This is a genomic window from Enemella evansiae (assembly GCF_002250705.1).
In the GTDB taxonomy this organism is placed as follows: domain Bacteria; phylum Actinomycetota; class Actinomycetes; order Propionibacteriales; family Propionibacteriaceae; genus Enemella; species Enemella evansiae.
This window is the reverse complement of record NZ_NMVP01000002.1, coordinates 23,864-37,336: the sequence shown is the minus strand read 5'-3', so window position 1 is coordinate 37,336 and position 13,473 is coordinate 23,864. Positions and strand designations below refer to the sequence as shown.

Genomic DNA, 13,473 nt, shown 5'->3' with positions numbered 1-13,473 from the left:
CTCACTCCTTGCCGAGGGTGTCGAGGATGCCGGCCAGCCGACGTTGCCTGGTCTCGGGTTTCTTCGCCCCGGTGAGGGATGCGGCGGCTTCCTTGCGCCGGGTGTAGCTGAGGTTGTCCCACGCGGCGCGGGCCGCGGGCCGGTCGGCGAGGGCGGCGGCCAGGTCGTCGGGGACCTCGACGGTGCGTTCGGCGGTGTCGAGTTCGATCTCGAGCTGGTAGGTCTCACCGGCCTCGACGCCGAGCTTGGCCTTGTTGGCCTTGGTCAGGCCGATCAGGTTGCGCCCGCCCATCGGCGCGATCCGCAGGGCCAGTTGCTGACCGGCGATGGTGACGCGCACCGGTGGTCGTCTGCCGCCGCCGAGCTCCTCGAGGATCTCGTCCGGGATCACGAACGCGGTGTTCGAGGTGGTGATCTGCGTCAACGGCAACGACAGCTTCATAGCGGTGAGGCTACCGCTGGCTAGATTGTGGGCATGGCGACGGCCCCCGATGAGACCCCCGCAACGCGACCCGCCGATCTGGTGATGGAGGGCGGTGGCGTCAAGGGCATCGCCTTCGGCGGCGTACTCGAGGTGCTGGCCGAGCGCGGCTATCGGTTCGAGCGGTGCGCGGGGACCTCGGCGGGCGCGATCTCGGCTGCGTTGGTGGCGGCGCTGCAGCGGGCGGGGGAGTCGCCGGATCGGGTACGCGAGGTGGCGGCCACGATGGATCTGGAGCGGCTGCGGGATTCCGGGCCGCTGGGCCGGCTGCTCGGGCCGCTGCACACCGTGGGTGATGTGGCCTCGCTGTTGGTCCGCGGTGGCCTGTATCGCGGGGATTATCTGGCGGACTGGCTGTCCGGGGTGCTCGCCGATCTCGGGGTACGGACGTTCGGGGACCTGCGGCGGCACGATCCGGGGTCGGCGCTGCCGCCGGAGCGGGAGTACCGGCTGGTGGTGGTCACCAGCGATCTGTCGCAGCGGCGGATGACGATCTTTCCGTGGGATGCGGCGAGTTATGAGTTGGATCCGGACGAGTTGCCGGTGGCGCAGGCGGTACGCGCGTCGGCGGCGATTCCGTTCGTGTTCGAGCCGGTGCGGTTGCGTACGCCGGATGGCACGGCCAGCCTCGTGGATGGCGGCATCCTGTCGAACTACCCGATCACGATCTTCGACCAGCCTGATCGGGCCCAGGCACGTTGGCCGACGATCGGGGTACGCCTGTCCGCCCGCGAGGGCGACCGTCCGGTGGAGCCGGTGAACAACCCGCTGGACATCGGCATCGCCGTCGTCGACACCGCGATGACAGGCGCCGACGCCCGCCACATCGATGACCCCGACACCATCGCCCGCACCATCTTCGTCGACGCCGGCGATGTCCGTGCCACCGACTTCTCGATCAGCCCCGAGCGGCGAGCTGAGCTCATCCAGCGGGGGCGGGATGCCGCGGAGAAGTGGTTGGGGCAGAGGACTAGCCCCTGAACCGATCTAGCGTAGGCAGAGACGCCGTGAGCGATGGTGGCGGAGAAGTAAACACATTCTCGGTTACGTCTGGAACCGTCTGTGCTGCCTATCAGAGCGAGAGACGTGACCGTAAATACTCCACGATCTCTTGCTCGATATCCCCGCTAGATTCAGATCGCTCTGGGTACTTGTCAGCCCACACGCGGCCAGGATGAACGATGTCCCACCGTGGGCGAACGCCGTTGATTCTCCCTCTACCTGGGTCATGGTTTCCGAATCCGTCAACCAATGCGTTCCAGACGGGGCGATGTTCACGAATCAGCGCCGACTCCCCAAGTGGGATCCAGATGTCGTCTACCACAAGCCAACGCACCGCAAAGTCAGCAATATCGAGGTTGGTGGCAGCGCGGACGCTATTCCCGTGTTGTCTAATGCGATCCGCCAAGGCGCGGGTAGCGGTCGGCGCAGCTACATCGAGCCCACGTCTTCCACCTTTTGGCACAGCCTTACCTACGTAGATTGGCTCCGTGTAATTATCCCTATTCGCGAGTGCCAGACCTTCGTAGGCCCGAAAGGAGCCCCGATAGTAGATGGCGTAGACACCCGCGCCACTAAATCGTGGGACGCTGTCGAGCGCTGTGGGCTCAGTCTCCATCATTCGAGTAACGATGCTGTGGGCCAGATTCTCCATGGCGAGTGGATTATAGGGTTCGGTCACGCGCCGGTCCGTCGGACTCGGGTCGCGCGTCTATTTGCACCCAGCGTTGCGGAACGAACGTCCGCGAGCGCTAGATGCTCGTGCACGGACGAGGCGACCACCTGAGCGAGCATGACTGGCACGGCGTTGCCCAGCTGCCGCATAGCCTCCCCCCAGGGGCCGTGTAGGCGGTAGCGGTCGGGGAATGTCTGGAGACGTGCCGCTTCACGAACCGTGAAATATCGGATTGATCCATCCGTATTCCGCAGCATGTTCTCGCCACCCGGCACCCCGTGCACCCCGGCCTTCAAGGCCTTGGCTGGTGCGTCGATGTGCGACCCGGTATGGCCAGGATAGGAGCGAGCTCCCGGCTGCAGTACGTGATTGAGGAACTTCCGACTACCGTTGACGGTTGGTTCGGGAAGATCGCTTATGGCGTCACGCACCGTGCGCCACGGCTTTCCAAGGTGTTCACCGTCATCAAGCGCTGGCGCGCTCCTCCGGCGTGAAGCGAGGCTGTCGACGCGGTCCCTGGCGGGCACCCGGTGGCGTTCCCAGTACTCACCGGTGACGTCTTGCTGGTAGCGCAAGGCGTCGATCGAATGGGTCGGTTCTGGGAATGCCCATTCAGCATCCACGTCGGAACGGAACCCGACAAAGAATACACGCCATCGCTGCTGCGGAACTCCATAATTAGCAGCATTCACCAAATTTGGAATCACTTTGTACTGCAGATCGGAACGGATCGAGGTATGTTCTGCTTGAAGTCGTGCGAGATGGTCGGCCCAGGTTTCGCCTTCCCTGGGGGCAAGTTCAGGATGAGCAAGTCGAAGCTGGATATATGAGTAATAGTCGGCGAATGCAGTTCGCGTTAGCCCCCTCACGTTCTCAATGATGAATGCTCGAGGTCGTAGTACCCGGATTACTTCCGCAGTCGCAGGAAACATGTCGCGGGGATCATCGGCTGCCCGGCCCTTGCCGCCACCACTGAAAGGCTGGCACGGAGGTCCTCCGCTGACCAACGCCACACCGTCTTCGACATCGCTCCAGTCGATGCCTCGGACGTCCCCCTCACGGATATCCATGCCTTGTGCGAGCGGGTGATTTGCCACCTGGTTCTCGCGGAGCGTATCGCAACACCATCGATCCCACTCCGAGACGAGCTCCGTGGTGAAGCCCGCCATGTGCGTGCCCAGTGCCAGACCACCACCTCCGGCGAACAACTCCACACTTCGCATGGCGCTAATCCTAGATGCCACGGACCGGGACATGCGTAGGCGTGCCGGGAGTGGGCAAACTTGACCTATGGCGGAGAGTTGGGCAAGCAGTCGAGCCGTACGGGCGGTCATGCAGGCTAACCGTGGGCGGGACACGGGGCCCGAGCTGCGCGTTCGGAGACTTGTTCACGGGGCGGGGCTCCGATACCGGGTTAACTCTCGACCGCTGCCCAGCAGCAGGGCGACGGCTGACCTGGTCTTCACGCGGGCGAGGGTGGCGGTCTTTATTGACGGCTGCTTCTGGCATGGCTGCCCCCTGCACCACCGCCCTGCAACCCGTAACTCTGAGTTCTGGAGACACAAGGTTGCCGCGACCCGCGAACGAGACCTGAGCGTAACCCGAGCGTTGGAAGCTGCCGGATGGACCGTCATCAGGGCTTGGGAACACGAGGAGGCTGCGGGCGTCGCGCTGCGAGTAGTGGACGCGGTTGGCCTCGCAAGGAACGCTGACTCAGCGTAGGGAGTGGACAGTTGCCAAGGGTGACGCCAGCGTTCGCCTGCAGATTGCCCGTAGTTGACCCGCGGACCTGCCACGTCGGAACGAGCGGCGACCCCTAGGCTGGGCCCGCGCGGACATGACCCGCGTCGGCCACTACCATCCGGGCATGGCACGCATCCGAAACCTCGATCAGGTTAGTGCAAACAGCTCAGCGCATCCCACCGAGACAGACGCCGAATGGACCGTGGTGGACGCAGGGGACACCAAACTTCTGCAGATATCTACGTTCGGTTCCGATTCGCGAGTGTCCGAGCGCAAGGTCAGCCAGACTATTCAGTTCGACCGGCGTTCAGCGATGGTGCTGAAAGCCGCGATCGAGTCGGCATTCCCTGGCATCTAGCGGGCTCCACACGTCGGGCGGATTGATCTCTCGACGAATGCTGGCCCTTACGGTGACTTCGACTCGGTCGTTCCTCCCTCGCTCAGTCATCGTTGCGCGGCCCCAGGCTGACTGGTTAGTAGACGCTCACGGCCGCGTACCCCGGGTCATTGTGCAGCTCGGTGAAGTGGTCGACGGGGCCGTGGCCGTGGCCGATGTTGAGCTGGGCGCCGTTGGCGAGGGCGCTGGTGAGCCAGAACTTCGCGATCCGCGCCGTGCCCGGCCAATCGGAGAGCTGGGGGCGCAGCGCGGTCAGGGCGGAGGAGAGGGTGCAGCCGGTTCCGTGGGTGTTCTTCGTGTCAACCCGCTCGTCGGCAAACTCGCGTACCCCATCGGCATCGGCCCACACGTCGACCGACTGGTCGCCGCCGAGGTGCCCGCCTTTGAGCAGGACCCGCTGAGCACCGAGCTCGGCCCGTAGTTTCTCTGCCTGGGCGCGCATTCCTGCCACATCAGCCGCGGCGTCGACGCCAAGTAGCACCGCCGCCTCGGGCACGTTGGGGGTGATCACCGAGGCCAGCGGCACCAGCTTCCGGATCGCGTCGGTGGCGTCCTCGTCGACCAGGCGGTCACCGCTGGTCGCCACCATCACCGGATCGAGCACCGAGTACGCCGAGGCCAACGGCTCTGCCGCCAGGAACCGGCCGACGGTCTCGGCGATCTCGGCGTTGGCGAGCATGCCCAGCTTCACCGCATCGATCCGTACGTCCGCGAGCAGCGTCTCCAGTTGTTCCGCGACGAAATCGGCCGGCACGACGTGGACGCCGGTGACGCCCTGGGTGTTCTGGGCGGTCAGTGCGGTGAGCACCGCGCAGCCGTAAGCGCCCAGTTGATGCAAGGTCTTCAGGTCGGCCTGGATTCCGGCGCCACCGCTGGGATCGCTGCCGGCGATGGTGAGGGCGACGGGTCGGTCCATGGAGCAAGCGTAGGTGTGTAGGGTGGGGCGAAACCCACGCGGGGGCCTCTGGCAAGGGGCTGAGATCGGGCTGACGCCGCCCGGACCGTTCGAACCTGTCCGGGTCATTCCGGCGAAGGAAGTGAGGCATCTCATGACTGAGGTCCATCCACTGCATCACCTGCAACACCTCGACGAGGGTGATCTGAACGTCCCCGTCACCGCCATCTCGCTCGCGGATTCCCCCGACGGCACGCCGAATCCCGACGTGCACGTCTACCGCACCGCCGGCCCCGGCAGTGACCCGACCAGGGGCCTGCCGCCGCGCCGGGCCGAGTGGATCGCCACCCGTGGCGACGTGGAGGCGTACGCCGGCCGCGCCCGCAATCTCGCCGATGACGGCCGCAGCGCGGTACGCCGCGGCGAGGCCTCCCAGGCCTGGCAGGGCGAGCGCCGCGATCCCATCCGATCGAAGCAGGGCCGCACGGTCACCCAGCTGCACTACGCCCGGCAGGGCACGATCACCCCCGAGATGCGCTTCATCGCGCTCCGCGAGAACGTCGACGTCGAACTCGTCCGCAGCGAGGTCGCCGCCGGCCGGGCCATCATTCCGGCCAACGTGAACCACCCCGAGTCCGAACCGATGATCATCGGAAAAGCCTTCCTGACCAAGGTGAACGCCAATATCGGCAACTCCGCGGTCACCTCCTCGATCGCCGAGGAGGTCGAGAAACTGAGCTGGGCCACCCGCTGGGGTGCCGACACCGTGATGGACCTGTCCACCGGTGAGGACATCCACACCACCCGCGAGTGGATCCTGCGCAACTCGCCGGTCCCGATCGGCACCGTGCCCATCTACCAGGCCCTGGAGAAGGTCAACGGCGAGGCCGACCAGCTCAGCTGGGAGGTGTTCCGCGACACCGTCATCGAGCAGGCCGAACAGGGCGTCGACTACATGACGATCCACGCCGGTGTGCTGCTGCGCTACGTCCCGCTGACCGCCCGTCGGGTCACCGGCATCGTCTCCCGTGGTGGCTCGATCATGGCCGGCTGGTGCCTGGCGCATCACCGGGAATCCTTCCTCTACGAGCATTTCGACGAACTATGCGAGATCTTCGCCCGCTACGATGTCGCGTTCTCCCTCGGTGACGGGCTGCGGCCCGGGTCCACCGCGGACGCCAACGACGAGGCCCAGCTCGCCGAGCTGCGTACCCTCGCCGAGCTGACCGAACGCGCCTGGGCCTACGACGTGCAGGTGATGGTCGAGGGCCCGGGCCACGTGCCGCTCGATCTGGTGCCGGAGAACGTACGCCTCCAGCAGGACTGGTGCCACGGCGCGCCCTTCTACACCCTCGGCCCGCTGGTAACCGACATCGCACCCGGTTACGACCACATCACCTCGGCCATCGGCGCCGCGGTGATCGCCCAGCACGGCACCGCGATGCTCTGCTACGTCACCCCCAAGGAACATCTCGGGCTGCCCAACCGCGACGATGTGAAGACCGGGGTGATCACCTACAAGATCGCCGCCCACGCAGCCGACATCGCCAAGGGCCACCCCGGCGCGCGAGACCGCGATGACGCGATGTCCAAGGCCCGCTTCGAATTCCGCTGGCACGACCAGTTCGCGCTGTCGCTGGATCCGGAGACAGCGATGGCTTATCACGACGAGACGCTGCCGGCCGAACCGGCCAAGACCGCGCACTTCTGCTCGATGTGCGGGCCCAAGTTCTGCTCGATGCGGATCAGCCAGGACATCCGCGACAACTACGCCGACCAGCTCGCCGCCAGCGAGGCGGAAGCCGGGATGGCCGAGAAGTCGCGGCAGTTCATCGAACTCGGCAAACGCGTCTACCTCGAGCCGGAGGTGGCCGGCAACCGGGCCGAGCGGTGACCGCGTCACCGACCACACCTCAGCGTGCCCTGCCGCCGGCCGGCCGGGCGGCACTGCGGGGCGGGATCGCCGGAAATTACGTCGACCAGCTGCACATCTTCCTGCCGCTGGTCGCCCTGGCGCCCGCCCTGCCCACCATCGCCGGGCCGCAGGCGGCCGCCGCCACCGGCGCGGTGGTGGTGATGGCGATGCTGCTCGGCCGCCCGATCGGCAGCCTGGTGTTCGGCCCGATCGCGGACCGACTGGGGCGTACCCGAACGACCAGAATCGCGATCGCCGGTACCGCACTCTGCGCGCTCGGGATCGCCGCGATTCCCACCCACGAAGCGATCGGCGGCTTCGCGGTGGCCGGCATCATCGTGCTGCGCTTCCTCGGCGGGGTCTTCATCGCCGGTGAGTACAGTGCGGCGATCCCGCTCGCGATGGAATGGTCCAGCCCGCGGCGGCGCGGACTGGTCTCCGGGTTGATCATGTCGATGGCGCCCTGGGCGCAGGCGAGCATCGCCTTCGCGACCGCCGGCCTGCTCGTCGGGCTCGGGCCGCAGGCGTACGCCGGCTGGGGCTGGCGGCTGGCCTTCGTCGCCGGGGCACTCGGCTCGGTGGCGATGCTGATCTATTACCGCCGGGTCCACGACGTCACCGGATCCGGCCGCGGTACGCCCGCGCGGACCGGCCGGGGCCGCCTGCGCCGGGTCATGTTCGGGCCGCACGCCAAGGACTTCTGGCGCTTGTTCGCGCTGATGAGCGGGCTGTGGTTCCTCACCCAGATGACGGTCATCGTGCTCGCCGGACGGCTGGGCCCGGCGACCGGGGTGAGCGCGACGACCGCGGCCACCATCATGGGCCTCGCCGCGGTCGGTCAGGCGATCGTGATGGCCCTGGCCGGGCAGTGGTCCACCAACCTGGGTCGGCGCAGATTCTTTGTGCTGTGGGGATTGCTCGGTGCCGTGGGCGCCCCGTTCCTGTGGTACTGGACCCTGTCCGGGCACGAGCTGGCCCGCATCACCGCTGGCGCGACCCTGCTCCAGGTGATCACCGTGACCGCCTACGGGCCGATCGGCGCCTACCTCAGTGAGGGCTTCCCCGCCGACGTGCGCTCCACCGGGTACGGCACCGCGTACAGTCTGTCCATCGTGATCCCGGCGCTCTACCCGTTCTATCTGCCCGCCCTGGAATCGTTGCTCGGCCGACAGGGCGGTCCGATCGCGCTGCTGGTGCTCGGCGGCCTGCTGGTCGCCGGCTGCGGTGCCCTCGGTCCGGCGCTGCGGCCGCGGGAGCTGACCGATGGCTGAGCTGGGTGCGGTGGTCGCCGAGGTACGCCGTCAGCGGCCACTGGTGCACTGCCTCACCGCGGCGGTGACCATGAACTTCGTCGCCGACGCCCTCCTCGCCGCCGGCGCCCGGCCGATGATGACCGAGACCGTCGACGAGGCGCCCACCCTGGTCACCGTGGCCGACGCCCTGCTCGTCAACCTGGGCACGCTCAGCACCGACGGTGCGTCCGGAATCCCCGCCACGGCACGGATCGCGGCCGATAAGGGTACGCCGTGGGTGCTCGACCCCGTCGCCATCGGGCTGGCCCCGGTACGCACCCCGCTGGCGCGGGAACTGGTCGGGCTCGGACCGAGCGTGGTCAAGGGCAATGCCTCGGAGGTGCTCGCGCTGGCCGGCTCCGGCGCCGGTGGTTCCGGACCGGATGCGACCGACGCGGTGACCGCCGCCGAACAGGCCGCCACCGCGCTGGCCCAACGGTACGGTGCGGTGGTCGCGGTCACCGGCGCCCGGGACCTGGTCACCGACGGCAACCGCAGCGGCACCCTCGACCGGGGGCATCCGTGGCTGGCCCGGGTCACCGGTACCGGATGCGCGCTCGGCGGGCTGATGGCCGCCTGCCTGGCCGTCGCCGAACCCTGGCCCGCGACGCTCGCGGCCCTGTCCTGGTTGACGATCGCCGCCGAGGATGCCGCGGCACACTCCCGGGGCCCGGGGAGTTTCAAGATCGCATTGTTGGACGAGCTGGCCGCGCTGACGCCCGAGGAGTTGGACGAGCGCGTCGGGATGCGGTGAGGGGCTCATCTCGACACGCGATCCCGGCTCCGCTTCGCTGCGCCGGGATTACTACTCGATGAGCGTGGCGGAGGTGGCGGTGACGGCCTGCCAGGCGCGGCGGCGGTCGGCCCGGGGGTCGGCCTCGACACGGGTGTCGCGGTCGAAGATCATCGTCAATCGGTACTCGAGCTCGTAACCCGGCCAGTCGGCCAGCGGGCGCTGCCGGTGCGCGAAGGACAGCCACTGGTCCTGCATGGTCGCCGACAACGACTCGTAATGCCCGCGGCCGCCGAGGGCGGTCATGAACCGGCCGATATCGGAGTCGTAGATTCCGAACACCGGCAGCAATTCCCCGCCATGGGTGGCGTTCACCCCCATCATGTTCATCAGCCGGGGCGCATAGTCGTAGCGATAGGCGAAGGTGGGGGCGTACCGGCTGTGCGCCGCCATCACTTCCACCGACGGATACCAGAACGCCCCGTCGCCGGCCAGGTCGGCGAGGGCGCCGCGCTTCGGATAGCCCGGATAGATCTCTCGCAGCTGGGTCGCGGGCGGGGTCTCGTCACCGTCACCGTGCTCCACATCGGCAACTGGATCGACGAACGAGTGCGCCTTGGTCACCATCTGCTTCCAGGTCGGTTTCAGGCTGGCATGGGTGGGGGAGAAGTGCGAGAACAAGGTCCCCTCCCGATCACAGGTGCCGATCACCAGCGGCACCCGGATTCCTTCCCCGGCGGCGATCGCGGCCACCGGCAGCCGCGGCACCAGCTCACCGTCGACCGCCGGAACGACCGGGATCGCGGCCGGTTCGTCGCGCAGCCCGGCCGCCGACAACCGGGACAGGGCCAGGCTCAGCTCGGTGCTGGTCACCTCGGCCAGCATGCTGCGGACCTCGTCCTCATCCTCGGGATTCGCCACCAGGTAACCGAGAAACTCCTTGGTCCAGCGGTGCGCCTGCTCCAGCGGCGGTACCACCCGGGGCGCCGAACTCTGCGCGATCGCGCCTGCGAACAACCCCTCCGCGGCCGGGCTGGCCAGCATCGTGGTGATCGAGATGGCGCCGGCCGATTCACCGAAAACCGTTACCCGGTTGGGATCCCCGCCGAACAGTGCGATCTGCTCCTGCACCCAGGCCAGCGCGGCGAGCTGATCCCGTAACCCGAGGTTGGAGTCGATCGGGCGATCCGCGGTGGCGTACTCGTCGAAGTGCATCCAACCCAGGGCGCCCAGTCGATAGTTGATCGAGACGTAGACGACCTGACCCCGGCGGACCAGCGTCGACCCGTCGTAGGCCGGGTCCGAACCAGCGCCGTTCACATAGGCCCCGCCGTGGATGAACACCATCACCGGCAGGGAATCCGACTCCGGCTCGGCCGGCGCCGTGACGTTCAGGGTGAGACAATCCTCAGATTGCGGCATCCGGCGCATCGCCGCGCTGCCCAATCCGCCCGAACGCGGCTGGGCGCAGATCGGCCCGAATTCCGCGGCCTCCCGGAAACCGGACCACGGCACCACCGGCTGCGGCGCCCGCCAGCGCAGCTCGTCGACCGGTGGTGCGGCGAACGGGATGCCCCGCCAGTGCGCGACCTCGCCGTCGGCCACGCCACGCAGCCAACCGTTCGGGGTGTGGATCTCCAGCGCCCGCATCAACACCTCCCGGGGGTTCGGCCGATACCGGCGAGTCTGCCACCTTGACCGGATCACCGGCCGGGCTGACCACTCGGGCAAAAAGTCCCTTGCCCACAGCCCTCACCCGACCTACCGTTGGTCTCACGCAGGAAAGGAGGTGGTCCTACCGATGATTGATCAAAGGACTTGTGAGGTGGCTCGCCGCTGAGGCGTCCACGATCCCCCCGATGGGGGAGGACTCCGTGGCGAATCCACTCGAGCCACCGGGCCCGCGGGTTGCCGGACCAGTCCACCGGCGGCGTAGACCCGCGGGCTCTGCCACGCTGCGTGCGCTAGATTCTTACCAAGTAGCGCACGATGCGCGGCGCGCCGTTGAGACGGGGAGAACCGATGCTCGATTCTGAAATCAGCTTGGCCGTTGACACTTCGGTCGGCACCGTTCTCGATGAATTCACGGCAGGGCAACCCAGCCTCGATGAGGTGCTGAGTCGGGTGGTGGACTATGCCGTCCGCCTGCTCGACCGGGTCGAGGGCGCCAGCATCACGATCTTCGGCGAAGACATGAAGCCGTTCACCATGATCGCCTCCGACGACTGGGTCCGCGCGGTCGATGCGGTGCAGTACAGCACCCAGCAGGGCCCCTGCATCGAGGTGGCCGCGACCTCCGCCCCCACCTCCGGCTCGGCCGATCTGGCCGTCAGCGATCACTGGCCGGTGTTCGGCCCGCGGGCCGCCCAGCTCGGCGTGGGCGCGATCCTCGCCGCCGGCCTCAGCGCCCACCCGGATCCGGCCAAGGTCGACAGCCCGCCCGGAGCGCTCAATCTCTACTCCCGTCAGGCTTTCGCCTTCGAGGCGCGCGACCGCGACCAGGCGGTGCTGATCGCCGCCATCGCCGGCGTCGCGATCCGGCTCACCCAGGCCAGGATCACCGCCGACCGGTTGCGGGAGGCGCTCAGCAGCCGCGACGTGATCGGCCAGGCGAAGGGCATTCTGATGGAGCGGCACGGTGTCACCGAGGACCGCGCGTTCGCCATGCTGCGACAGGCATCCAACCAGCTCAACGTGAAGCTGCGCGTGGTCGCGGCCGGGCTGGCGGCCTCTCGCGATCACTCGGCCGCGGTCGTCGACTGACCGGGGGTTCCCGCTCAGGGGAAGCTCAGGGGGAGCCCTCAGACTTCTGGTATTGTGCCTGAGGCATCGCAGATGTTTCTCTTGTAGTCACAGGGCGTGGTCAAACAGCGGTGCTGCGCTTGGAATGCTTGATTCTGAAGGGCACGGCCATGGCACCGCATCGATTCGGCACCGGTGTTCGCAACCCGCTCAACGACACCATCGAAAACCTTCTCCTGGCAGAGCCGGGTGACGACGTGCTCGGTGGTGCGGCATCGCCGCAGGAGGCGGCCATCGTCGCCGGTCTCCCGTTGGCGGAATCCATCGCTCGCAGCTACCGCGGCCGCGGCGCCGACTCCGACGACCTGTTGCAGGTCGCGCGGCTCGGCCTGGTCAAAGCGGTCCAGGGCTACCGGCTCGGCTCGGCGGCCGGCTTCGTGGCGTACGCCGTCCCCACCATCAAAGGTGAGATCAAGCGACACTTCCGCGATCACGAATGGCTGGTACGCCCGCCGCGGGCCCTGCAGGAACTGCAGAGCGAGGTCAGCCAGACCCGTACCGCGCTGGGCCAGCAGCTGGGCCGCAACGCCACCGACGACGAGGTCGCCGAGGCGCTCTCGGTCTCGGCCGACCGGGTCCGCGCCGCCGGACTGAGCCGCCGGGCGTACGCCGCCGCCCAGACCGGCCCGGACGATCTGGTGCAGATCGCCGCCCTGGGCGACGACTACGCCCGGGTGCTCGACCGGGCGTCGCTGCGGGTCGCGCTGGCCGGGCTCACCGATCGGGACGCGGCCCTGTTCCGGATGCGGTTCGTCGAGGAGCGCAGCCAGTCCGCCATCGGCCAGGAGCTCGGCGTCAGCCAGGTGCAGGTGTCGCGGCTACTGGCACGGCTCGTCGACCGGCTCCGGGCCGTCCTCGACACCGAGCATCTGCAGGTCAGCTGACTCGACCCCGAGTTCGCCGAGCAGGGTGAGCAGACCCTCCGGGTCGTCACCATCGGGGCCCATCGGGATCGACACCACCCGGATCAGGTCGCTGAGGCCGGGATGCTCGGCCGCCAGCCGGGCGCGCAGCCGCATCGCCCGGCGGGCCGATTCGACGACGACCACCGGGCCGTGCGGCGGGGGCGCCGACCGGTCGCCGGCCCCGATCAGCCGGATCCTGGTCTGCGGCCGGGCGAGCAGACAGGCGCGCAGCAGCAACAGCAGCGGGCACTCGCTGACCAGGTCGATCAGCTGCCGGCGGTACGCGGCGGAGCGCGCGGAGGCGTACAACTCCAGCCAGCGGTCGACATCGAACCGGATCCGGCCGGTCGAGGATCCGTGCGGGTCGAGCGACCAGGTGCGCCGCCGCTCGACCGGCTCCGGCAGCCGATCCAGCGCCCGGTTGGTGATCTCCAGCTCGGCGGCCAGCGCAGCCCGGGCCCGCGCCGCGGTCTGGCCCAGCAGATCCAGCCGGTCGGCCAGCTGGGTCCCGGGCAGGTCCCGCAGCCCCGCGGGCAGCACCGACAGCGCGGCCTGCAGCCGGTGCCCCTCGCTCAACACGATCTCGGGACCGTCGTCGAGGAACAGTCGTGGTGGCGGGTTGCTGCTCACAGCCG

Annotated in this window: 14 protein-coding genes and 1 riboswitch; of the genes, 8 read left to right on the top strand and 6 right to left on the bottom strand. The window is 68.2% G+C overall.

From position 1 onward, the window contains the following. Position 1 precedes the first annotated feature (1 nt). On the bottom strand, positions 2–442 hold the full coding sequence (locus tag BI335_RS04045; protein ID WP_094429762.1) for a YdeI/OmpD-associated family protein: 441 nt from the start codon (positions 440–442) through the stop codon (positions 2–4). Between the two features lie 33 nt (positions 443–475). On the opposite strand from BI335_RS04045, the gene BI335_RS04040 reads away from it, so the two are divergent. Continuing rightward, positions 476–1,462, top strand: a complete 987-nt coding sequence (locus BI335_RS04040; protein ID WP_094429761.1) for a patatin-like phospholipase family protein — start codon at positions 476–478, stop codon at positions 1,460–1,462. A gap of 91 nt (positions 1,463–1,553) precedes the next feature. On the opposite strand, the gene BI335_RS22450 is transcribed toward BI335_RS04040, so the two are convergent. Next, positions 1,554–2,099: an Eco29kI family restriction endonuclease gene (locus BI335_RS22450; RefSeq protein WP_411266747.1), complete on the bottom strand. Its 546-nt coding sequence runs from the start codon at positions 2,097–2,099 to the stop codon at positions 1,554–1,556. A gap of 59 nt (positions 2,100–2,158) precedes the next feature. Continuing rightward, positions 2,159–3,379, bottom strand: a complete 1,221-nt coding sequence (locus tag BI335_RS04030) for a DNA cytosine methyltransferase (RefSeq protein ID WP_094429759.1) — start codon at positions 3,377–3,379, stop codon at positions 2,159–2,161. A gap of 67 nt (positions 3,380–3,446) precedes the next feature. Here BI335_RS04030 and BI335_RS04025 point away from each other — a divergent pair, with 67 nt between their 5' ends. Next, entirely contained in the window at positions 3,447–3,878 is a 432-nt protein-coding gene (locus BI335_RS04025) for a very short patch repair endonuclease (RefSeq protein WP_094429758.1), read from the top strand. 145 nt (positions 3,879–4,023) lie between these two features. Beyond that, positions 4,024–4,257, top strand: a complete 234-nt coding sequence (locus tag BI335_RS04020) for a hypothetical protein (protein WP_094429789.1) — start codon at positions 4,024–4,026, stop codon at positions 4,255–4,257. A 115-nt stretch (positions 4,258–4,372) separates the two neighbouring features. Here the strand turns inward: BI335_RS04020 and thiD are convergent, their stop codons facing one another. After that, complete coding sequence (gene thiD / locus BI335_RS04015; RefSeq protein ID WP_094429757.1) at positions 4,373–5,212, bottom strand: bifunctional hydroxymethylpyrimidine kinase/phosphomethylpyrimidine kinase; 840 nt, start codon at positions 5,210–5,212, stop codon at positions 4,373–4,375. 28 nt (positions 5,213–5,240) lie between these two features. Next, a riboswitch (TPP riboswitch) is annotated at positions 5,241–5,350 on the top strand. Here thiD and thiC point away from each other — a divergent pair. From thiC to thiM, 3 genes are all read left to right on the top strand, one after another. Continuing rightward, positions 5,346–7,085, top strand: coding sequence for a phosphomethylpyrimidine synthase ThiC (thiC, locus tag BI335_RS04010; protein WP_094429756.1), 1,740 nt, complete (start codon positions 5,346–5,348; stop codon positions 7,083–7,085). (Overlaps the previous riboswitch by 5 nt.) Continuing rightward, positions 7,082–8,377 carry an MFS transporter gene (locus BI335_RS04005; protein ID WP_229119437.1) on the top strand — a complete coding sequence of 432 codons (1,296 nt, stop codon included), beginning with the start codon at positions 7,082–7,084 and terminating at the stop codon, positions 8,375–8,377. Before thiC ends, BI335_RS04005 begins: the two co-directional genes overlap by 4 nt. After that, positions 8,370–9,152 (top strand): hydroxyethylthiazole kinase, encoded by a 783-nt coding sequence (gene thiM / locus BI335_RS04000; protein WP_094429755.1) that lies wholly within the window; start codon positions 8,370–8,372, stop codon positions 9,150–9,152. The genes BI335_RS04005 and thiM overlap by 8 nt, the downstream gene beginning before the upstream one ends. 51 nt (positions 9,153–9,203) lie before the next feature. On the opposite strand, the gene BI335_RS03995 is transcribed toward thiM, so the two are convergent. Then, a complete protein-coding gene (locus tag BI335_RS03995) occupies positions 9,204–10,781 on the bottom strand; it encodes a carboxylesterase/lipase family protein (protein ID WP_094429787.1) in 1,578 nt (525 codons plus the stop codon). 462 nt (positions 10,782–11,243) lie between these two features. Between BI335_RS03995 and BI335_RS03990 the strand changes: the two genes are divergently transcribed. Both BI335_RS03990 and BI335_RS03985 read left to right on the top strand, forming a co-directional pair. After that, positions 11,244–11,894, top strand: a complete 651-nt coding sequence (locus BI335_RS03990) for a GAF and ANTAR domain-containing protein (protein WP_172421728.1) — start codon at positions 11,244–11,246, stop codon at positions 11,892–11,894. Between the two features lie 149 nt (positions 11,895–12,043). Continuing rightward, entirely contained in the window at positions 12,044–12,817 is a 774-nt protein-coding gene (locus BI335_RS03985) for a sigma-70 family RNA polymerase sigma factor (RefSeq protein WP_094429753.1), read from the top strand. Here BI335_RS03985 and BI335_RS03980 read toward each other — a convergent pair. Continuing rightward, the gene (locus BI335_RS03980) at positions 12,752–13,468 is read right to left on the bottom strand and encodes a hypothetical protein (protein WP_094429752.1); all 717 of its coding nucleotides are present in this window, start codon (positions 13,466–13,468) and stop codon (positions 12,752–12,754) included. The genes BI335_RS03985 and BI335_RS03980 overlap by 66 nt on opposite strands. Between the last annotated feature and the right edge of the window lie 5 nt (positions 13,469–13,473).